This is a genomic window from Pseudoalteromonas sp. SR44-5 (assembly GCF_014163675.1).
GTDB classification, from domain to species: domain Bacteria; phylum Pseudomonadota; class Gammaproteobacteria; order Enterobacterales; family Alteromonadaceae; genus Pseudoalteromonas; species Pseudoalteromonas rhizosphaerae.
Window position 1 is genome coordinate 1 of record NZ_JACJDT010000044.1, and the last position, 23,065, is coordinate 23,065.

Annotated in this window: 16 protein-coding genes; 11 read left to right on the top strand and 5 right to left on the bottom strand. The window is 40.7% G+C overall.

The features are described from left to right. The 4 genes from H5154_RS18265 to H5154_RS18280 all read left to right on the top strand — a co-directional run. Positions 1-387: hypothetical protein (locus tag H5154_RS18265; RefSeq protein ID WP_310736623.1), on the top strand; the 387-nt coding region annotated here is incomplete at its 5' end. A gap of 86 nt (positions 388-473) precedes the next feature. Next, entirely contained in the window at positions 474-1,799 is a 1,326-nt protein-coding gene (locus tag H5154_RS18270; protein WP_182719193.1) for a TolC family protein, read from the top strand. Continuing rightward, complete coding sequence (locus H5154_RS18275) at positions 1,789-3,534, top strand: efflux RND transporter periplasmic adaptor subunit (protein WP_182719194.1); 1,746 nt, start codon at positions 1,789-1,791, stop codon at positions 3,532-3,534. Before H5154_RS18270 ends, H5154_RS18275 begins: the two co-directional genes overlap by 11 nt. A gap of 8 nt (positions 3,535-3,542) precedes the next feature. Then, positions 3,543-6,665, top strand: a complete 3,123-nt coding sequence (locus tag H5154_RS18280) for an efflux RND transporter permease subunit (protein WP_182719195.1) — start codon at positions 3,543-3,545, stop codon at positions 6,663-6,665. Between the two features lie 134 nt (positions 6,666-6,799). Here H5154_RS18280 and H5154_RS18285 read toward each other — a convergent pair whose 3' ends face one another. Both H5154_RS18285 and H5154_RS18290 read right to left on the bottom strand, forming a co-directional pair. After that, positions 6,800-7,855 carry a porin gene (locus H5154_RS18285; protein WP_182719196.1) on the bottom strand — a complete coding sequence of 352 codons (1,056 nt, stop codon included), beginning with the start codon at positions 7,853-7,855 and terminating at the stop codon, positions 6,800-6,802. Positions 7,856-7,969: 114 nt separating this feature from the next. After that, positions 7,970-9,862, bottom strand: coding sequence for a methyl-accepting chemotaxis protein (locus tag H5154_RS18290; protein WP_182719197.1), 1,893 nt, complete (start codon positions 9,860-9,862; stop codon positions 7,970-7,972). Between the two features lie 459 nt (positions 9,863-10,321). Here H5154_RS18290 and H5154_RS18295 point away from each other — a divergent pair, with 459 nt between their 5' ends. After that, entirely contained in the window at positions 10,322-10,777 is a 456-nt protein-coding gene (locus H5154_RS18295) for a hypothetical protein (protein WP_145238201.1), read from the top strand. A gap of 54 nt (positions 10,778-10,831) precedes the next feature. On the opposite strand, the gene H5154_RS18300 is transcribed toward H5154_RS18295, so the two are convergent. From H5154_RS18300 to H5154_RS18310, 3 genes are all read right to left on the bottom strand, one after another. Beyond that, positions 10,832-12,319: an exopolyphosphatase gene (locus H5154_RS18300; protein WP_182719198.1), complete on the bottom strand. Its 1,488-nt coding sequence runs from the start codon at positions 12,317-12,319 to the stop codon at positions 10,832-10,834. Further along, positions 12,312-14,399 carry a polyphosphate kinase 1 gene (ppk1, locus tag H5154_RS18305; protein WP_182719199.1) on the bottom strand — a complete coding sequence of 696 codons (2,088 nt, stop codon included), beginning with the start codon at positions 14,397-14,399 and terminating at the stop codon, positions 12,312-12,314. The genes H5154_RS18300 and ppk1 overlap by 8 nt, the downstream gene beginning before the upstream one ends. Positions 14,400-14,519: 120 nt before the next feature. Then, positions 14,520-15,026 carry a glycine cleavage system protein R gene (locus H5154_RS18310; RefSeq protein ID WP_149980525.1) on the bottom strand — a complete coding sequence of 169 codons (507 nt, stop codon included), beginning with the start codon at positions 15,024-15,026 and terminating at the stop codon, positions 14,520-14,522. 359 nt (positions 15,027-15,385) lie between these two features. On the opposite strand from H5154_RS18310, the gene H5154_RS18315 reads away from it, so the two are divergent. The 6 genes from H5154_RS18315 (at position 15,386) to H5154_RS18340 (ending at position 23,052) form a co-directional block, all read left to right on the top strand. After that, entirely contained in the window at positions 15,386-17,620 is a 2,235-nt protein-coding gene (locus H5154_RS18315; protein WP_182719200.1) for an ABC transporter permease subunit, read from the top strand. A gap of 14 nt (positions 17,621-17,634) precedes the next feature. Continuing rightward, the gene (gene pstA, locus H5154_RS18320) at positions 17,635-19,284 is read left to right on the top strand and encodes a phosphate ABC transporter permease PstA (protein WP_149980527.1); all 1,650 of its coding nucleotides are present in this window, start codon (positions 17,635-17,637) and stop codon (positions 19,282-19,284) included. Positions 19,285-19,311: 27 nt separating this feature from the next. Then, positions 19,312-20,139 (top strand): phosphate ABC transporter ATP-binding protein PstB, encoded by an 828-nt coding sequence (pstB, locus tag H5154_RS18325; protein ID WP_145238219.1) that lies wholly within the window; start codon positions 19,312-19,314, stop codon positions 20,137-20,139. A 54-nt stretch (positions 20,140-20,193) separates the two neighbouring features. Next, a complete protein-coding gene (gene phoU / locus H5154_RS18330) occupies positions 20,194-20,895 on the top strand; it encodes a phosphate signaling complex protein PhoU (RefSeq protein ID WP_064668157.1) in 702 nt (233 codons plus the stop codon). 171 nt (positions 20,896-21,066) lie between these two features. Continuing rightward, positions 21,067-21,744 carry a TIGR00153 family protein gene (locus tag H5154_RS18335; RefSeq protein ID WP_145238222.1) on the top strand — a complete coding sequence of 226 codons (678 nt, stop codon included), beginning with the start codon at positions 21,067-21,069 and terminating at the stop codon, positions 21,742-21,744. Positions 21,745-21,783: 39 nt separating this feature from the next. Continuing rightward, the gene (locus H5154_RS18340; RefSeq protein WP_182719201.1) at positions 21,784-23,052 is read left to right on the top strand and encodes an inorganic phosphate transporter; all 1,269 of its coding nucleotides are present in this window, start codon (positions 21,784-21,786) and stop codon (positions 23,050-23,052) included. Positions 23,053-23,065: the final 13 nt, after the last annotated feature.

The window sequence follows — 23,065 nt, forward strand, 5'->3', positions numbered from 1 at the left end:
TTTATAAAAGGCACTTTTTTGCAACGCATTTATATTAGTTTATTCACAGTCGTTTTATTGCTCACTTTAGTGGGTCAAGCGGTTGCGTCTGTAACTATGAGTTGTGATATGCCACACATGAGTCAACCGCAAGCAACTATGGCTGATAGTAGTGATATGCATCACGACATGTCTGCGGGTATGATGAACATGGATTGTTGTGACGATGACGCAACCGCTAATCAAGAGTGTGGTTGTCCAATGAGCGCCTGCAGTACTCACTCAATGTTAAACATGAGTGTGTTAGTTACCGTTATACTGACGACGTCTGAAAAAGTACAACTTTATATCCCGCAAAATCAACATCGTATAGCCAGTTCACTGTATCGCCCTCCTATGCCTGCTTAATTGCAGGATAGGTGCGTCTAAAATTTACCTAAATCACCTTTTCTGCCCCTAAATTTAGTTGTCTTTTAATTTTAGTGGAGTAAGTGATGAATCACTTCGCAGTATTTAAAGTCAGTTTTTTAGCGCTTATGCTAACAACTGCAATTCCAGCACACAGTAATGAATTAAGCCTTGATGAAGCGCTCAGCTATGCACTTGATAATGAGCCATGGCTAACCGCCAGCAAATATCAACAAGCTGCTATACAAGCACAAAGTTTAGCGGCAGGCACACTGCCGGATCCAGTATTAACGGTGGGCTTAATGAATTTACCTACCGACGGTTTTGCTTTTGACCAAGAAGGCATGACCCAATTAAAAGTTGGCGTGAGCCAAATGTTTAGCCGTGGCGATAGCTTAGCGCTTAAGCAGCATGCGTTAGCGCAGTCAGCGCAGCAATATCCTTGGCTACGAGCCGACAGACTCGCTCAAGTAAAAACCATTGTTATTGAATCTTGGCTCAATGCGTATCGTGCCCAGCAAAGTATTGCGTTAATTGAGCAAGATAAAGCATTGTTCTCGCAACTTATTGATATTACTGAATCGAGTTATGCCAGCTCAGTAGGTAACACCCGCCAACAAGATATTATTCGAGCGCAGCTAGAGTTAACCCGCCTTGAAGATAAATTAATGATGTTAGAGCTGCAGTTCGAAAGCGCGAAAAAGCGTTTATCGCAATGGTTACCAATCAACATGTTAACTCAGCCTGTCAGCGCAAAACGTCATGATATAGCGCCTTTAGTTGATTTTTCACAACTTGAATTTGCACAGTTGATGCCATTATTAATGGCGCATCCAGCGATTGTCGCGCTTGATAAAACAGTAGCGGCTAAACAAACAGAAGTTGAGGTGGCAAAACAAGGCTATAAACCGCAGTTTGGGGTAAATATGGGCTATGGTTATCGCGATGATACGCCAATGGGGGATTCCCGAGCGGATCTGTTTTCAGTTGGTGTGAGTGTTGATTTACCACTATTTACTGATAACCGCCAAGACCAACAAGTTAATGCGGCGATAGCTATGGCTGAGGCGGTGAAAACTCAAAAACTAATTGCATTACAAAAGCTAAAAGGGATGTATTTTAAAGAGTTTAGTCAGTTGCCCCAATTAGCAAAGCGTGATGCACTTTATCAAACTAAATTATTGCCACAAATGGCAGAGCAAGCACAAGCTACATTAAATGCTTATACCCGTGATGATGGTGACTTTTCAGAAGTAATGCGCGCCCGAATTAGCGAACTGAATGCCAAAATTGATGCGTTAAACATAGAGATTGATCAACAAATTATTATTGCTCGCCTGAATTATTACGCTAGTAGCAAAGATGCTGCTGTGATGGTTGAGCAATTAGCAGGAGAGCACCGTGAACACTAATTTAAAATTGCTTATCGCAGTACTTATAGGTGCAGGAATATCTGCTAGTGGCTTGTATTTTTTCGGTAATAGTACAGAGCCTGAGGTGATCAGCGCAGAGAAAAAACCATTATATTGGGTTGCGCCTATGGATAGTAATTATCGCCGTGATGCACCAGGGCTTTCACCAATGGGGATGGACTTAGTACCTGTGTATAGTGAAGGAGCTGACAACAATCAAGATGGTCCCAGTGCTGTGACAATTTCCCCTGCTGTTATTAATAATTTAGGGGTTAGAACGGCTAAAGTACAGCTCAAGGCACTGCAAAGTGAAGTAAAAACGGTGGGCTACGTACAATACAATCAAGATCAGTTAGTGCATATTCACCCGCGTGTAGAAGGCTGGATAGAAACGCTGTACGTTAAAGCCGCTGGCGATCAGGTAAAACAAGGGGAACCGCTGTATACCTTATACTCTCCGCAACTGGTAAATGCTCAAGAAGAATTTGTACTGGCTGTTGATCGTAATAACACCGTGCTTATTCGTGCAGCCAAAGCGCGCTTAAAAGCACTGAATGTGTCGGATGGTTTTGTCGAGCGCCTACAAGTTAATAAAAAGGTGATGCAAAATATTACCTTCTATGCTCGCCAAAGTGGTGTGGTTGATGAACTTAATGTGCGCGAAGGTTTTTATGTCAAGCCAGGCACCTCAATGATGAGTATTGCTCAACTTGATGAAGTTTGGGTAGAAGCCGAGGTATTCGAGCGGCAAGCGCAGCTTATTGAAGTCGGTTTACCGGTGACTATGACTCTAGATTATATTGCCGGACAAAGCTGGCGCGGTAAGGTCGATTATATTTACCCAACATTGGATGCCAAAAACCGTACTTTGCGGGTGCGTTTACGCTTTAATAATCAAGATCACCAACTAAAACCGAATATGTTTGCGCAAGTAAGCATCCATGCTAAAGCTGCTGAGCAACAACTTATAGTACCTAAAGAAGCGGTGATCCGCACCGGTTCCCAAGACCGTGTTGTTATCGCTTTAGGCGAAGGACGCTTTAAATCGGTGGCAGTCGAACTGGGCCGCAGTGATAGCCATAACGCCGTTATTTTAGCGGGCGTTAAAGCCGATGATGAAGTGGTGACGTCAGCGCAATTCTTGTTAGATTCAGAATCCAGCAAAAGCTCTGATTTTAAGCGCATGCAAACACCAGAAGCTACCACTAGCGTGTGGGGCAAAGGAGTCGTTAATAGTGTAATGGCAGATCGCCGTATGGTGAATATCAGCCATGACCCTATTGAAGAGCTCGATTGGCCTAGTATGAAAATGGACTTTACGGTTGCCGATAGCGTTGATTTTCAAGCGCTGCAAGCTGGGCAAACACTGCATTTTGAGTTGACTAAAAAAGCCGATAGCAGTTATATGATTAGCGGCATTCATATTATGGATTCCACCCATATGATGAGCGAAGCGCAAAATATGGCGACCGTAACCGGTACTATCAACAGCATTAATAAAGCCCAGCGCACTGCCAATATTAGCCGTGGTGCAATTGAGAAATGGCACCGAGATCCGGCCACTATGGACTTTATGTTTGCTGAACATATTGATTTAAGTAGCCTTGAGCCGAAGCAACAGCTGACATTTACTTTTAGTGTGCAAGATGGTGAGTTCGTGATCCAGCGTATCGATACTGAATCAAGCATGCGAACTAGTGACAATAGCGCCATGTCATCGCATGACGGACATTAGGAGGCTTTATGATAGCAGCAGTTATTCGTTGGTCCGTTACCAATCGCTTTTTTGTATTATTGCTAACAGCAATACTCATTGGCAGTGGTTTATTTGCGGTAAAAAAAACCCCAGTTGATGCCTTACCTGATTTATCCGATGTGCAGGTGATTGTAAAAACCTCATACCCAGGGCAAGCGCCACAGGTGGTGCAAGATCAGGTTACTTTCCCACTTACCACCGCGATGCTCTCAGTACCCGGGGCGCAAACAGTACGTGGTTTTTCATTTTTTGGTGATTCCTACGTATATGTCATCTTTGATGAAAACACCGATCTTTACTGGGCTAGAAGTCGAGTGCAAGAGTATTTAAGTCAAGTAGCAAGCCGCTTGCCCGACAGCGCAACCGCAGAGCTGGGCCCAGATGCTACCGGTGTAGGTTGGATTTATTTATACGCGCTGGTGGATAAAACCAATCAGCACGACATTAGCCAGTTACGCAGCTTGCAAGATTGGTTTTTAAAGTTTGAATTGCAAACCGTACCAGGGGTGTCAGAAGTGGCCTCAGTGGGCGGTATGGTGAAGCAATATCAAGTCAATGTAGAGCCAGATAAACTGCGTGCTTATGGTATACCACTGAGTTTAATTCAAACCGCAATTAAGCAAGGTAACCAAGAAATGGGCGCTTCGGTGGTGGAAATGGCCGAAGCCGAATACATGGTAACCAGCACCGGTTATATAAAAAGCGTCGCTGATTTAGAGGCAATTCCACTTGGGGTGAATGCCAACGGCACACCGCTGCAATTACGCGATGTAGCCGATATTCGCCTTGGGCCACAAATGCGCCGTGGCATTGCTGAGCTAAACGGCGAGGGCGAAGTAGCTGGTGGCGTAGTGGTGATGCGCTATGGCGAAAACGCACAAAAAACCATAGAGCTGGTGAAAGCAAAACTTGAATCACTCAGCAAAGGCTTACCCGATGGGGTAGAAATTGTGCCTGTGTATGACCGCTCTAATCTGATCAAAAATGCAGTGGATAACCTCACCAGCAAACTATTTGAAGAGCTAGTGGTAGTGGCGCTTATCTGCATCGTATTTTTGTTCCATGTACGCTCGTCCTTGGTGGCAATTATCACTTTACCGCTGGGAATATTAACGGCATTTATCATCATGTATTGGCAAGGCATAAACGCCAATATAATGTCGCTCGGTGGTATTGCTATCGCCATTGGCGCGATGACCGACGGCGCGATTGTAATGATCGAAAACATGCATAAACACATGGAAAAAATGCCACTAACCGATGAAAACCGCTGGCAAGTTGTCACCGATGCTGCCAGTGAAGTCGGTCCAGCGCTGTTTTTTAGCTTAATGATTATTACCGTGAGCTTTATGCCAGTGTTTATTTTAGAAGCCCAAGAAGGCCGGATGTTTGCTCCGTTAGCGTACACTAAAACCTATGCCATGGCCGCATCTGCGGGCTTGGCAATCACTTTAGTACCGGTATTAATGGGTTACTTTATACGCGGCAAAGTTATTTCTGAGCAAAACAACCCAGTAAACCGCTTGCTAGTGAATGCTTACAAGCCGCTGCTGAACACGGTTTTGCGGTTCCCTAAAATGACTTTAGTACTGGCTGTGGTGGTCGCTGTTATTGGCTTTTATCCGGTCAATAAAATTGGCAGTGAGTTTATTCCACCGCTGGATGAAGGCGATTTAATGTATATGCCGACGACTTATCCTGGTTTATCTATTGGGAAAGCGCGCGAGATTTTACAACAAACCGATAAGCTCATCGCCACAGTGCCAGAGGTGTTAACCGTGTTTGGTAAAGTCGGCCGGGCAGAAACAGCAACCGATCCTGCGCCACTGACCATGATTGAAACCTTTATTCAGCTTAAGCCAAAAGATCAATGGCGTGAAGGCATGACCTTAGACAAGTTGAAAAAAGAACTCGACGGCTTAGTGAAGTTTCCAGGCCTGACTAATGCATGGGTGATGCCGATCAAAACTCGTATTGATATGCTGGCAACTGGGATTAAAACCCCTGTGGGCATTAAAGTTGCGGGACCAAATTTGAGCGAGATTCAAAAAATTGGCCAGCAGATTGAAGTGTTACTTAAAGATGTACCCGGCACGGCTTCCGTTTACTCTGAGCGAGTAGCGGGTGGGCGTTATATAAAGGTCGATATCAACCGTGAAAAAGCCGCCCGTTACAGCTTAAATATTGCCGATGTGCAGCAAGTGGTTGCCACCGCAATTGGCGGCATGAATGTAACCGAAACGGTCGAAGGGCAAGAGCGTTACCCGGTAAACTTACGTTATCCGCAAGACTACCGGGATTCCCCCGAAGAACTGATGCTATTGCCAATAGTCACTCCTGCAGGGCAACGCATTGCTCTTGCCGATGTGGCTGACGTATTTATTGAAGATGGTCCGCCGGGCATAAAAAGCGAAAATGCCCGCTTAAACGGCTGGAGCTTTATTGATATTGATGGCATTGATATTGGTAGTTATGTCGACAATGCGCGCAAAGTGCTTGACGAAAAACTAGTGCTACCAGCAGGTTATTCAATAACCTGGGCAGGGCAATATGAATACATGGAGCGCGCCAAAGAAAAGCTCGCCTATGTATTACCACTGACCTTAGCGATTATAATTGTGTTGTTGTACCTCAACTTTAGAAGCTTTGTAGAAGTGGCAATTATAATAGCAACCTTACCGCTGGCGATGATCGGAGGCATCTGGTTAATGTACTTAGAGGGCTTTAACTTCTCAGTCGCCGTGGGGGTGGGCTTTATTGCCCTTGCCGGGGTCGCGGTGGAAATTGGCGTGATTATGCTGGTGTACTTAAATCAAGCCTACCAAGAAAAGTGTGCTCAAGCCAAGCTAGCAGGTACAACGCTTAGTTTTGCGGAGCTTAAACAAGCCATAGTCGAAGGCGCAGGCCTGCGAGTACGCCCAGTGATGATGACAGTCGCCACTATTATAATCGGTTTGCTCCCCGTACTTTACGGCACAGGCACCGGCAGTGAAGTAATGAGCCGCATTGCCGCTCCTATGGTCGGCGGCATGTTCAGCGCGATTGTATTAACATTGTTGGTACTGCCAGCCGTATATTTGTTATGGCGAAAGCGGGGCCTAAATTCGTAAGTTGAATTAAAAATACAGAGCCCATCAAACTTTGTTTGACCAGAGTCGCAGAACCTCGTAAAACGGGTACTGCGACGATTCAATGTTGATATACTTTTGAAAGTAATCGATAGGTAATGTGTAGATTTGCTTGTTTAAAAATCAAATCTAACGCCAGCTTGTAATTGAGACATGTCTTTGCCGGAGCTAGTAGTAGGTTTGCGTTGTTCATCGTTACTTAAGTCTTCGTATGCTACCCAAGCCCTTAAAGCTTTACTCAAATAACGTATATATTCGATTTTAACGGAATCTACATCACCTGATATATCACAACTGTCTATAGCATAACGAGTATGGATTTTATTTTTACCGAATAGGTAACTGGCATATAAACCACTACTTGTTCTATCTTCAGAGCTACATGCGTTAATTGCATTCTTATTACCCTCTACATCAGCATCTTTCAATCGAACCGTTCCAGTACTACTTCCCCCATAAATATCGTAGATGTTGGTTGCTTTATGTACAAAAGCTGACAATGTCACAGCATCATTAACATCCCACCAACCACGCAACCCATATAGGTTACCTTTATTATCGCCTTGGTTATCTTTAGACCAAGCCGCTTGCACTTTATAAGGTCCAGACTTATATTCTCCACCTAATTGCATTTGATCAACAGAGCTTCCATCTTGCCCTTTAAATTGTAACCCAGCACCAAAGTTCCAATTACCTTGTTTATAAAAATACTGTAGTAAATCATCGTCTCGTACATTACCTTGTCGAATAGTATCTATACCATCTGAAAAATAAGCGCTTCTAACATAGGTATTCCATAATAAAGTTTGAGACCCGAAATAAACTTCACCAAAATCACCTTTCAAACCAACGTAGGCTTGACGAAGAGTCGGGCCATTATTTTGAGTTAAATCAACTGCATTCTCTTCTCTCAGGCCATATTCAACTCTCGTGACTGCTGTTAAATTGTCATCTATTTTGATACTCGCTTTAGCACCTATACGACTCAAAAAGTCGCGGCCATTAGCCCCATCATCAGATGTACCTGCGTCAATATTATCTACACCTAAACGTATAGAAGCATAAAAATCTATATCCTTGATACTTGGCTCAGCTGCTTTTACATTACTAGTAATAGTAAGAAAAGACGTTAGAATAACCCCTACAAAAAGTGGACTAAGTTCTGATTTCATATAAACCTCTAATTATTTTTGTTACTAAATTTGTTTTTATTCAGTTGCTTATTAAAATTTAATTTTTAAGCATTCAAAATTAAGTTTATTTTACTGATAATCTAAAGGTTCACTTCACAGTCTAAACTTACTCACTTCATTGTTAATCTGTCTTCCTAAGTCGTGTAATTTTTGAGCTTGTTCAGCAGCTAATTGGCTTGCTTCAAACATTTCATCACCGACCCCTCGGATTGTCTCAGTATTGCGACTGATTTCTAAGGTGACAGCTGATTGCTCTTCAGCGGCGGTGGCAATTTGTGCTGCCATGTCATTTATCACACTAACCGATTCTAATATTTTACCGAGACTTTGATTCGCTTTTTGAGCATCTTCAACACTTTGGTTGGCCATTCCTTTACCTTTATCAGTCGCATCTACCGCTTTTAGTGCTGCGCTTTGTAGTGACTCAATCATGCCTTGGATTTCTTGAGTCGAAGTATAAGTTCGTTGTGATAAAACCCTTACTTCATCGGCAACTACAGCAAAGCCACGCCCTTGCTCCCCAGCTCTTGCTGCTTCAATTGCTGCATTTAATGCCAGTAAATTTGTTTGCTCTGAAATACCGCTGATAGTAGATAAAATTGATGTTATTTCTTGCGCGTGTTTATTCAAATCACGAATAATTTCGCTCGCTTTTTCGACCTCATCAGCTAGGACTTTTGTAGATTTTTGACTTTGCTCAACGCCAAAACGGCCTTGCTCTGTAACGCTTACGCAGTTTTGTGATGATTGTGCAGTTTGTTCTGCATTAGCAGCGATTTCTTTTGTTGCCGCAGCCATTTCAGTTACCGCAGTTGCAACCATATGAATTTCACTTTGATGACGCTGTAATCTATCGTTTTGCTTATTTGTTGCTGTAGATACATCACCAGCTTCACTTAGCAATATTGTTGATGCGTCACTCAGTCGACTTATAATGCCATGTAATTGTTCAACAAAACGGTTAAAGCTCGATGCAAGTTGGCCTATTTCATCGCCACTATTCACTTCTAACCTAACTGTCAAATCGCCATTACCATTAGCAATAGCATCTAAATTTTGAGTGATAGAACTTAAGTTTTTGAGCATGATTTTTAACAAAAATGAGATGATAAACAGTACAAATATTAACATTGCAGTGCTGATGATCACTTGAGTAATAAGCTGGCTTCGTACAGGTGCAAATAAAGTATCTTTGTCCATTACTAAAATAATTGACCAGCTGGAGTTAGGAATAGCCTGTGCAAAAATAAGTCGCTCGCGATTATCTAAGGTCATTTCTTCTAAAGTATGCTTAGTCACTAGCTTTTCTAACAACTGACCCGTAAAGCTTTTATCGAGATCTGATGCTTTAGTACTTTGTTTTTTTGTATCAGGATGAGCAACAACTTGATCGCTTTTGTCAACAATGATGGCATATCCATCGCCAGGTACATCGAGAGCATTTATATATTTAGTTAATTGAGCTAAAGTTAAATTAGCGCCAACTGCACCAACTATCTCACCTTCCTTTCTCACTGGCTCTGAAAGAGTAACCACATATTCTTGGGTGCTTGCAGAAACAAAAGGAGCAGCTAAAAAACTACCATTTTCTTCTAATGCACCTTTGTACCAACTCCGTACTCTGGGATCATAATTTGGTGGATTAAGGTTAGGGTCGTTACGGTACATTTCTCCTTGTTCATTACCATAGTAAACAAGCGAAAAACCTAAACTTTCTTTTACTTGGTCAAGCAAAATATAAGGTTTTACTTCAGGATGGTCAGCAATAACTTTAGACAGTTTAATAACAGCCTGACGCCTGTCATACATCCAATCACCAACCCCATTTGTAAATACATCTGAGACTAAATTTATTTCTTCTCGTAATGCGGAATCTATATTTTTTTGTAATGCATTTAAGCTCTGTATTAGCATCGCTATAAAAAATATAAAAAAGCAAAAAAAAGTAATAATTAATATTTTTTTTCGAAGGGAATACTTATCCATAAAGCGTTAACCACCAATAAAAAGAGCATATGCTCAAGCTGAAATAATTTACTGTTTTCATCAATCAACAAATGAATATTAGTAAACATTAGAAATTACACCAGCATAGCGATGTAAAATTTATTTATGATTCCCAGCTAAGGGTTGTAGAGATTTCACATTGTCAGCTAAGTTATCAGCAAACTTGGGATGTCATGTTTTGCATTTACTTATGCTTTAAGATGAAACGCTACTTGGCTACTAAGGTTAGAATTTGCGAGTGTTTTATGTCACATCAATTAGTCATAATTTAAATATGAGCCACCGTTTTTGTACCACCACTCTATAAAAATTACCCTATGACTTGTAACTTATACGAGTTTGGGTGATTTACTTTCAATATCTCTCTGTTTTAATTTAACTTTTTATTGGCACGTTTTACGCAAGAGTATGGTTACTAGGGTTAATTAAGGAACGCACATGCAAGTTAAAACAATACAAGAAGTGTACGACTGGACTGTACTATTTCATACCCAAATGGCGGCAAATTTTTTTAGTCTCAGAGACGATTTAGCAGAGCATAACCAAATGCTGGCAGACTATTTTGTTAAGTACGAAAAAAAGTTGGCTGAGGATTTAGTTGGTTTTAAAGCCATCACGGAGATCAATACCTTAGATACTTATTGTTACGAGTACTTTGCTGAAAACTCTGAACTGATTAATTTTACAGATTTAAACCGTGATACGCGTGTTGATGAGCAAGCCATGCAAGGTTATATATCAGATCAGCATCAAAAGGTGATCAATCTTTATCAATACTTACTTAGTCGTGCAGAAACGCCAACAGGTAAAGAGAAACTATCTCAATTGCTGGAGCTTGAACATCAAGGATTAAAGCAAATGATGCAAAGTGCTAATCGCCATATGGATATGTAATAGAAGATCTAATTTGGGTAGCGCATGCTATCCAAATTCAGCCATGTCTGTAAATCACACAAAGTCGATTAAAAAGCCTACTTTCTTCAAATATTTTTGCTCTTGTTGTAAATCAGCATGAAGCAAGGTTTGTTCATTGAGCCAATCAGCTGGGAACTGCAATAGCATACTATTGCCTTTTACTGACACTGCTAACTCTTGATGTTGATCGTTAAGGCGTTTTTGATTTAATAATATAGCTAGTCTGAGTAATACAATTAATTGTAATATTTGAAAGTGCGGCACCGAGAGTAAAGTTGGAAATTCTTCTAAACGAATTTTTTTACGGTAAAACCGTATCATACAGCTTAATAATGTTTGCTGTTGTTGAGTAAATCCTGGCAGCTGACTATTTTCAACAACATAAGCACTATGTTTGTGTAAGCCTGATGAGTTAATACCTAAACCCACTTCGTGTAATTGCGCTGCCCACACTAATAATTGATGATTATCTAATGAGTCGAGCTGCCATTCTTTTTGTACTTGTAGGAATAACCAATCGGCAGTATTTGCAACACGTTGTGCATGTACTTTATCTATTGTGTTTCTTTCGCTTAAATTAGCTATGGTATTGGTGCGTATATCTTTAAGCGCTAACTTTTGCTGCATTTCATGCAGTAAACCTTCACGTAGTGAAAAGTCGCTGTAATCCATTTCGGTAATATTAAACAGCTGAAAAATCGCGAGTAAAATAGTTAAGCCACCGCAAATACTTACTTGACGCTCCGGGCTTAAACCTTCAATAAGTAAGTTATCGATAGTTTTAGCGGCTATAAACTGAGTTTTAAGTTCGAGCAATCGCTCCAGTGTGATATTTTTTTGTTCAGGGTCATTAGCGTTGATCATGGCTAATATTGATTTAATGGTGCCTGACGTCCCCACTACCGATTGCCAGCCTGCACTAATGTAATTGGCAAAAATAACCTCAAGTTCTTGCTCTGCTTTTATTTGTGCTTTGCTAAAGCGTTTATCATTAATAATACCATCGGCAAAAAATTGCTTGGTATAGCTTACGCAGCCCATATTGCGACTTGAGAGCAGCTTATGTTTAAAATGCTTGCCAATAATTAGCTCGGTACTACCGCCGCCAATATCAATAACTAAACGGTTTTCATCGTGATGAACATAATGAGCTACACCTTGATAGATTAAGCGCGCTTCTTCTTGACCTGAGATCACATCAATATGATAAGGAAAAACTCTATTTGCCTGAGTTAAAAATGAATTAATATTTTTAGCTCGTCGTAATGTATAAGTTGCAGCAATTTTTACATTGCTCGCAGGGAAGTCTTGTAGCGTAGTAGCAAACTGCTTTAATATCGTTAATGCTCTATCTATGGCAGTTTGACTTAATTGATTTTTGTCGTCTAAGCCATCGGCTAAGTAAACGCGTTGTTTTTCTTTGTGGAGAATTTGCAAAGAGCCATCCACTTCTCTTGCGACCACTAAATGAAAGCTGTTTGAGCCTAAGTCAACCGCAGCAATTGAGGGATAATCATTCATTATTGTAATTGCCTTCCCATTTTTTTAAGTGATCATAAATAGCTATTTGCGAACGTATTTTTTTACGATTTCCGCGTCTAACATAATGATTTTTCTGTTCGCTATCAATGATTCTCGCTTTGGTACGATCTTTAAATTGCAGTTCAAGTACGTCAACAATGAGTTGTTTTAGTTTTTCATCATAAATAGGCACGCCAACTTCAACTCGATGATCAAGATTACGTGTCATCCAATCTGCAGATGAAATATAGACTTTTTCATCCCCATTATTACCAAAGATCATAACTCGCGGGTGCTCTAAAAAGCGATCGACGATACTAATTACCCGAATGTTGTCGCTAAAATTATTGAGTCCTGGCACTAAGGAACACATACCACGGACAATAATGCGAATTTTAACACCGCTACGAGCGGCCAAGTACAAACAATCAACCAGTTCTTTATCTACTAAGTTATTTATTTTTAATGTTATTTTACCGGTGTGACCATTTTCAACATGGGTTATTTCTTGGTGAATTAAACCAAGCAACAGCTGTCGAGCGTTCACTGGCGAAATCATCAAATGTTCGAACATAAACGGTTTATAACTGCTTTCAATAAACTTAAATACGCTATCACTTTCGTCACAAATACCTTGATGTTTAGTAAATAAACTAAAGTCTGTATAGATTTTGGCGGTTTTTTCGTGAAAATTACCAGTGCCAATGTGCGCGTACTTTACTATTTGACCTTTTTCACGACGATGAATAATACATAACTTACTGTGTACTTTGAGAGCTGGTATACCAAAAATAACTTTAATACCTGCGCCACTGAGTACTTTTGCCCACTCAATATTATTTTGTTCATCAAAGCGTGCTTTTAGCTCCACCATAACGGTGACTTTTTTGCCATTTTTTGCCGCGTTGATCAGTGATGAAATTAATCGAGATTTACTCGCAACACGATAAATGTTTACTTTAATTTGTGTTACTCGAGGGTCAAATGCTGCTTGGCGAACATATTCCAGTAGATGATTAAATGTATGATATGGATAATAAAGTAGAATATCTTGCTGACTAATTGCAGCAAACACACTGGCATGATTATTAAATGCTGTGCTTTGCAAAGTCGGTAATGATTTGTTTTCTAAATATTGCCGACCAACATTGGGAAAACCAATAAAGTCTCTAAAGTTACGATAGCGACCACCGGGGATCAACGCATCGTGATGAGTAACACCTAAGCGTTTTTTCATTACTTTGAGCATTGGCTCGGGCATCGCTTGGTCGTATACTAAGCGCACCGGCTCGGCATAAATACGCTGTTTTAGGCCCTTAGACATCTTATCTAAAATGCCTTCTTCTAGTTCGTCATCTAGGTTGTATTCTGCATCACGGGTCAGCTTGATTGCGTAGCCTTGGATCTCAGTAAAACTAAAAAAACTGCTAAATACGTCACTTAAAAAAAACAAAATAATGTCATCTAACATCACAATGGTTTTATGACGACGGGTTTTTTCGGGTGGTAAAATTACAAAGCGTGGTACGCGATCGGTAGGGACTTCTAACATCGCATAATGACTTTTGTCGTTCAACATTTCGACAAACAAGTACGTCATTGTATCGTTAATATGATCTGAGAAGTCTTTGTTTTCATCCAGCATTATCGGCGATATGTGCTGTAATACATTGTCGTGAAAAAATATTTTTAGCCAGTTAATATGAAACTCACTAAGTTGTTCAGGACGGTCAACATGAATGTTGTGGGTATTTAAATCATGGAGAATTTGCTGATGAATAACGTTAAATTTTTTACCAAGCTGCAAAACCTTTTGCTGAATTTGGGTCAGTAAAATTTCATCTTCATCAAAATTAGTATCTGGTAGTTTATTTAATAGAATACGTCGTTTTACATCGGCAACCCGAACTCTGAAAAATTCATCTAAATTGTTTGAGAAGATCCCCAAAAAACGAATACGTTCAATAATCGGGTTATTTTTATCTTTAGCTTCTTGTAAAACACGATCATTAAAAGACAGCCAACTTAACTCTGGGGCAAAATAATTAATCGTTTGAGACACATCAGCGCAGGCGTTCATATTCTATTCCTTGGACAGCAACTGAACAAAATATAGAACACTTAGATGACATAAAAATGACAAACATGTCACTTTTATTACATGTTTGTCTTGCTATAGAAGATGGCTGTGAGGTGTGACTTAAGCGTCTTCAATATCAACAATTAAGTCGGATGTAATTGCTTCGAGTGCAGCAACAACTTCGTCTTTATTCATGCCCGTTGGCAAAGCAACTGTTGCTACGGCGCTGAAAATTGGTACACCCCAGTTTGGTGCGCTCTGCTGCTTAGAGTTTAGGTGGGTAATATTTGCCCCCTTGTGACGCAGTACTCCTGCAAGTTCTTGAATAATACCTGGTCGATCATTACCAGTTATCACAAAATTAAGCTGTTCAGCGGGTGTGTCCGGTAATTCATGCGCGCCTGTTTCAATCCGTACTTCTAATTGTGGTAAGCCATGCAATGCATCTTGTAATTCTTGCAGATGCTCTGCTGGCACTGCTACTTCAATGATGCCAGCAAAGTGACCGGCTAAATGGCTTAAGTTACTGGTTAACCAGTTACCATTATGATTTAAAATTGCAGATGAGATGTCTTCTACAAGTCCCGGACGATCTTGTCCCAAAATAGTTATAACCAATTGCTTCATATAGATAATTCCTAAAGAGTGCCGTAATTAAATAATAAATGCCCAGGCATGAAATTATTGAATGATTAAAAAGAACCGGATTGAGTATTGACTCAGTCCCCAAATTTGTCCAATTTTTTTGCCAATAGTTCAATTTAAAAACAGTAAAATAGTGTGAGTTTACAGTCTGAATTATCTAAACTTTTGTTTATCAATAATAAAGCACTAAGTTGAAAGTTTTTCAAGTTATTGAATATAAACATTGTTTGTTTTGTTATGATGAATACCACAACAAAGTCTTAGCAATTATGACGTTTGTAACAATACTGTCATCTTGGTGAAATATAATCTACCCAACGTTAAGATTTATAGGTGTTTTGATGACTTCCAATCCGAATAAACCGTCTTTTAATACGGATAGAAGCCGTCTATTTAAAGATCGGTTTGCCAAATTTAGCATTACCGCTGGCGGTATTATGGTATTGATAGCTTTGCTATTGATATTCTTCTATTTATTGTATGTTGTGCAACCTATTTTTGAATCAGCGAAAGTAGAAACGCGCGATAGCTTTGCGCTTAGTAATGCTGAACAAATTGTTGGCCTAGGTATTGAAGAGCAAACTGAAATTGCTTTTTTACTGAGCAAACAAGGTAAGGTTGATTATTACAGTGTTGAGAAAAAGGGCTTTGGTAAAAAGCTTGCTAGCTTAGTTGTGCCACTTGACAGCGAAGTGAGTAGTTTTGCATCCAGCGCGCCATTTCAAGGACATTACGCATACGGACTAGAAAATGGTTCGGTGATGATAGTGTCACCTAAATTCTTAGTTACCTTTCCTAATAACGAACGTAAATTAACCCCGCGTTTGGGTTATCCACTTGGTGAAAAAACATTGCTGGTTGACGACAATGGTGCTGCCATTAAACAATTTGCATTTAGCCATTATGAAGATAAAACCGCTGTTGTGGCACAAACGGCTGATAAGCGTGTAATTTTTAGCAGTTTTGTTGCTGAAGAAAACATGTTCAGCGGTGAAGTTGAATGGGTTGTTGAACGCACTGAACTTGATGTTGAAGGGCGCGTAGACCAACTACTAATGTCGCCAGATACCACCCGTACTTTTGTGCGCTCAGCAAATCAAATTTATGTTTACGATACTCGCAATCCAAGCGAGGTTGAGCTGATCCAAATGCTTGCGGCGAATGAAGAAAATGCCAACTTGGTTTCGGCGCAATTATTAGCCGGTGCTAACTCGCTGATGCTAGCGAATGACAATGGTGAAGTTTCGCAGTGGTTTGAAATTAATACTGACGATGGCCGTGAATATCAGAAAATACGTGCGTTTGAAACCTCAAAGCAGCCTAAGCTAGATATATTCACTGAGTTTTATCGCCGTACGTTCTTTACCACCAGTTCTAATGGTGAGTTAGGCGTGTATTACACCACCAGTGAAGCAAAACTATGGCAAGGTAAAATCAGTGAAGGTCCGATTGAAAACTTTGCTATTGCACCACGCTCAAATGCGGCACTTATTCTAGCTGATGACAAATTAACCGTGGTTGAAATTCACAATGAACACCCTGAGGTGACTTGGTCAGCCTTGTGGCAAGAAGTGTGGTATGAGGGTTATCCAGAGCCGGGTTATATTTGGCAATCAACGTCTGCCGGTGATGACTTTGAAGCTAAGTTTTCTTTAGTGCCAATTTCATTTGGTACTATAAAAGCTGCTTTATATGCGATGCTATTTGCAGTGCCGATTGCGCTCTCTGCAGCAATTTACACCGCTTATTTTATGTCAGGTCCATTACGTAAAGTAGTCAAACCAACAGTTGAAATTATGGAAGCATTACCAACCGTAATTTTAGGATTTTTAGCGGGCTTATGGCTTGCGCCGTTGATAGAAGAGCATTTACCTGCGATTGTTGGCTTGCTGTTTATGCTGCCGCTGGGGATTTTAGCGACCGCATTTGCGTGGACTAAATTACCAGAAAGCTTTCGTCACCGAGTTCCTGAAGGGGCCCACTCAATCTTACTAATACCAGTATTGTTACTGATTGGTTGGTTAGCCTTTGCGATGAGCGGGGTGGTTGAGTTGTGGATGTTTGACGGTAATGTTCGCCAGTATTTGACTAACGAATTGGGTCTGACTTTCGATCAACGTAATTCACTGGTAGTCGGTATTGCGATGGGTTTTGCGGTTATTCCGACTATTTTCTCTATCGCAGAAGATGCTGTATTTAGTGTGCCTAAGCATTTATCAAACGGTTCATTGGCGCTAGGCGCAACACAATGGCAAACCTTGGTTAGTGTGGTGTTATTAACCGCCAGCCCTGGTATTTTCTCTGCTGTGATGATGGGCTTAGGCCGCGCCGTAGGTGAAACGATGATTGTACTAATGGCAACAGGTAATACGCCAATAATGGATTGGAGCATTTTCCAAGGTATGCGTACCTTAGCCGCTAATATCGCAGTAGAAATGCCAGAATCGGAAGTGGGTAGTTCACACTATCGGATCTTATTCTTAGCCGCTTTTGTATTGTTCATATTCACCTTTATTTTCAACACAATTGCTGAGTTTGTGCGTCAGCAGTTGCGTGATAAATACAGCTCGATGTAAGTGGGAGACACGACATGTTAAAGCAGTGGTTTAAGTCAGGTTCTCCTTGGATATGGATGACAGGTGGTGCAGTAAGTATCAGTTTGATTTCTGTCTTAGGGTTATTAGCAATGATTGCTTGGAAAGGGTTAAGCTTTTTCTGGCCATCACAAGTAGTGCAATTAGAGCTACAGGGCTCGGTTGCGCAGCAAACTGTAATTGGTGAAATATACGACCGTGAAATGGTGCCTAAATCGCGCCTTGAGGCAACCGGTGTTGATTTATCTGGTTATGATAAAGAGCAACTAGAGCGTTATTTAATTAAAACCGGTAACCGTGAATACGTTGATTTAGATTTTCGTTGGGTAATAGAAACTGACATAAAATCAAATACCATGCCTGCGGCTATAGCGGTGTTTGAACGCAGTAAAAACGGTAATTTTTATGGCTACGTCGAACAAGTAATAAAAGACGGCCAAGTGATCACCGATAATAAAACTGAAGTATTAGAAGAATTAGTTGAACGTGCCGTTGAGCTTAATGAGCAAGCGCTTGATTTGCAAAACGGTGACATTGGTCATATTAACTATCAATTAGAGCGTTTACGTTTACAAGAGAAGTCGTATTTACTCGATGATGCACTGACCGATGAACGAGTGGCTGAGCTTGCGCAACAGCGTGCAGATCTAAGAGCCGAGTATGGCGTACTTGAAAAGCAATTGTTTGCACTGCGCAAACAAGCTAAGCGTGATCAGGTAACCGTAAAAGATATGCGCGGTGAAATTGTTACTTTGCCTTTATATCAGGTTTTGGATTTTTGGTTTCCTAATGACATGAGCTTTGTTGCAAAGCTAGGTCACTACTTTGTACAACTAGGTAAATTTGTTTCAGATGATCCGCGTGAAGCTAATACTGAAGGTGGTGTATTCCCGGCAATCTTTGGTACTGTTTTTATGGTAATGTTGATGGCTGTAATTGTAACGCCGTTTGGGGTTGTAGCAGCTATATACTTACATGAATATGCGGCTAAAAATGCGGTTACCAAGATGATCCGTATCGCGGTCATTAACTTGGCTGGTGTTCCTTCAATTGTTTACGGTGTATTCGGTTTAGGATTCTTTGTTTATGTATTAGGTGGCAGTTTGGATCAATTGTTTTATCCAGAAGCCTCACCTAGTCCAGTATTTGGTACTCCAGGGGTACTTTGGTCTGCTTTAACGCTTGCTATTTTAACGCTGCCTGTGGTGATTGTATCAACAGAAGAAGGCTTATCACGTATCCCAAGTACGGTTCGTCATGGCTCTTTAGCACTGGGCGCAACGCAAGCTGAAACGTTATGGCGTATTATCGTGCCAATGGCCAGTCCTGCGATTATGACCGGTTTAATATTAGCGGTGGCGCGTGCTGCTGGCGAAGTTGCACCATTGATGCTAGTGGGTGTGGTGAAAATGGCACCGACATTACCGCTCGATGGTAACTTCCCGTATTTTCATCTAGATCGAAAGTTCATGCATTTAGGTTTTCATATATACGACGTTGGCTTCCAAAGCCCAAATGTTGAAGCGGCACGTCCGCTAGTGTATGCCACCGCATTCTTATTGGTATCAGTAATTATTACACTGAATATCACCGCGATAGGCATACGTAACCATTTACGTGAAAAATTTAGATCGCTTGATCAATAATTAGTAAAGATTCTATAGGTAACAAACATGATTACAGTCGCTCCACAAGTAAACCAATCAAGCACGAGTTTGAAATTGGACTTAGACAATTTAAGCACCGAGCAAACGGCACTCGAGATCAAAAACTTAGATCTTTACTATGGTGAAAAACAAGCGCTTAGCTCAGTGAATATGAATATTCCAAAAGGCCAAGTAACCGCATTTATCGGACCATCAGGGTGTGGTAAATCTACGTTGTTGCGCTGTATTAACCGTATGAATGATCTGGTTGATATTTGCCGTATTGAAGGTGAAATTTTACTACACGGACAAAACATCTATGACAAAAAGGTAGATGTTGCAGCGCTGCGTCGTAATGTTGGTATGGTATTCCAGCGTCCGAACCCGTTTCCTAAATCAATCTACGAAAATGTGGTTTATGGCCTACGCTTACAAGGTATCAAAGAAAAACGTAAATTAGACGAGGTGGTTGAACAGTCACTGCGAGGCGCGGCACTGTGGGATGAAGTAAAAGATCGGCTTCACGATAGTGCATTTGGTTTGTCAGGTGGTCAGCAGCAACGTTTAGTGATTGCACGCTCTATCGCCATTGAGCCTGAAGTATTATTACTCGATGAGCCAACATCAGCATTGGATCCTATTTCAACACTGGTAATTGAAGAGCTTATCAACGATTTAAAAAATAAGTTTACCGTTGTTATCGTAACCCACAACATGCAACAAGCAGCGCGGGTTTCTGATCAAACGGCCTTTATGTACATGGGTGAATTAATAGAGTACTCAGATACCAATACGTTATTTACTACCCCAACGAAAAAGAAAACGGAAGATTATATCACCGGTCGTTACGGCTAGGCTGAGTCAAACTGTTTTTGGGTGACGTTAGCGATTTTGATAAGAAGGTAAACAATGGAACACAATATTAATAAGCATATTTCTGGCCGCTTTAACCAAGAGCTAGAAAACGTTCGCAACCATGTATTAAGCATGGGTGGCTTAGTTGAGCAGCAACTTAATAGCGCGCTTGATGCGGTAAGTAATGGCGATGCTGAGTTAGCGCGTAAAGTGCGTGAAAACGACTATAAAGTAAACGCCATGGAAGTAAATATTGATGAGGAATGTACCCGTATCATTGCTCGTCGTCAGCCAGCTGCAAGTGATTTACGCTTAGTAGTCGCGATTGCTAAAACCATTGCCGATTTAGAGCGTATTGGCGATGAAGCTGAGCGTATTGCTAAAGTTGCGCTAGATTCATTTACTAAAGATCAGCAAGATTTATTAGTTAACATCGAAAATATGGGTCGCCAAGTTTCAAAAATGCTGCATGATGTACTCGATGCTTTTGCACGTATGGATGTACAAAAAGCATTTGAAGTACATAAAGAAGATGCCAAGGTTGACCGTGAGTATGAAGCAATTACTCGTCAAATTATGACCTATATGATGGAAGATCCACGTTCAATTCCAAAAATTATGGATTTAGTTTGGTCGGTACGTTCATTGGAACGAATTGGCGACCGTTGTCAAAACATCTCTGAATACATTATTTACTTTGTTAATGGCAAAGATATTCGTCATACATCTCAAGAGGATATAGAAAAATCGTTATAGATTTTTTGATACCGTCTTGTTTTATTAAAGCGGCCAATGGTCGCTTTTCATGTTTTCGTTATAATTATAATGCTGTAGCGGCAGCTGTGATGTAATAAAAGCATTCACAATCGCGGTGAATGCTGTAAAATTCACGCCGCAAAGCATACTAATTTGATTTAAGGGTCAGTTATGCCTACAAACGCATTTTTAGGGGTATTCGCAAAATCTCCTATAAAGCCAATGGAAGATCACATCAAGAAGGTACATCAAGCAAGTAAAGCTTTGATCCCTTTTTTCAATCATGTATTTAAAGAAGAGTGGCAACAAGCAGAAGAGATTCGCTTGAACATTCGTACTTTAGAACGTGAAGCCGACGACATGAAAAGAAATATACGTTTACAGTTACCGCGCGGTTTATTTATGCCGGTAGAGCGTACAGATCTGCTTGAACTCGTCACCCAGCAAGATAAAATTGCTAATAAAGCAAAAGACATTGCTGGTCGTGTAATTGGTCGTGAGATGACCATTCCAAAAGAAATTCAAGTTAACTTTTTAGCCTATGTAACTCGCTGTGTTGATGCAACTAAACAAGCATCAAACGCAATCAATGAGTTAGATGAGTTACTAGAAACTGGTTTTAAAGGTCGTGAAGTGACCTTAGTAGAAAAAATGCTCGTTGAATTGGATGCAATTGAACAAGACACGGATGATATGCAAATCATAATACGTCGCCAATTACGTGACGTCGAAGATGAACTCAATCCTGTAGATGTAATGTTTTTATATAAAATCATCGAATGGGTCGGCGAGCTTGCGGATATCGCAGAACGCGTTGGTTCGCGTCTTGAGCTGATGTTAGCTCGGTAATTTACACTCAGTTCAATAACGAAAGATTAGGGTTACACAATGGATATCATTGCATCTTATGGCACGGTATTAATTTTAATTGCCGCAGCAGTCGGTTTTTTTATGGCTTATGGTATTGGCGCGAATGACGTTGCTAATGCGATGGGCACATCGGTAGGTTCAAAAGCATTAACTATTAAACAAGCTATTTTTATAGCGATGATTTTTGAATTTGCAGGCGCCTACTTAGCTGGCGGCGAAGTAACATCGACAATTCGTAAAGGCATTATCGATTCTACGCCGTTTTTAGACCTGCCAGAACTTATGGTATTAGGGATGATCTCGGCATTATTTGCAGCGGGTAGTTGGTTGCTAATAGCTTCATTCTTAGGTTGGCCGGTATCAACCACGCATTCAATTATTGGTGCTATCATCGGATTTGCTTTAGTTGCAGTTGGCAGCGAAGCGATTCAATGGGACAAAGTTGCAGGTATTGTGGGGAGTTGGATTGTTACCCCGGCGATTTCAGGGTTTATTGCCTACTTAATATTTATGAGTGCGCAAAAGTTAATTTTTGACACCGAGGCACCACTTAATAATGCCAAACGCTATGTGCCTATTTACATGGGTTTAGCCGGTTTTATCATGTCTTTAGTAACCATCAAGAAAGGTTTAAAGCACATTGGTATTAATTTAGGTGCTGTTGAAGGTTATGCATTAGCAATCGGTATTGCTGTTATTGTTGGTATTATTGGTAAAATCGTTATTTCTCGGTTAAAGATTGATCCAAAAGCCGATAAGAAAATGCAATTTAATAACGTTGAGAAAGTGTTTGCTATCTTAATGGTATTAACCGCATGTTGTATGGCATTTGCTCATGGTTCTAATGACGTGGCTAACGCTATTGGTCCGTTGGCTGCAGTTGTAAACATTGTTGAAAATAACGGTGAGATAGCTAAGCAAGCGACAATCGCATGGTGGATTTTACCACTGGGTGGTTTCGGTATTGTTGCAGGCCTTGCAATTTTAGGCAAAAAAGTAATTAAAACGATTGGTGAAGGCATTACGCATTTAACACCAAGTCGTGGTTTTGCTGCTGAATTAGCTGCTGCTTCTACAGTTGTAATTGCATCGGGAACAGGCTTGCCAATTTCTACTACACAAACCTTAGTTGGCGCGGTATTAGGGGTAGGTATGGCACGTGGAATTGCTGCACTTAATATGGGTGTGATCAGAAACATTGTAGTTTCTTGGGTAATTACATTGCCAGTTGGCGCTGCCCTTGCTATTGTTATTTTCTACATACTGAGAACTGCCTTTGGAGTTTAAATCCAGCAGTCTT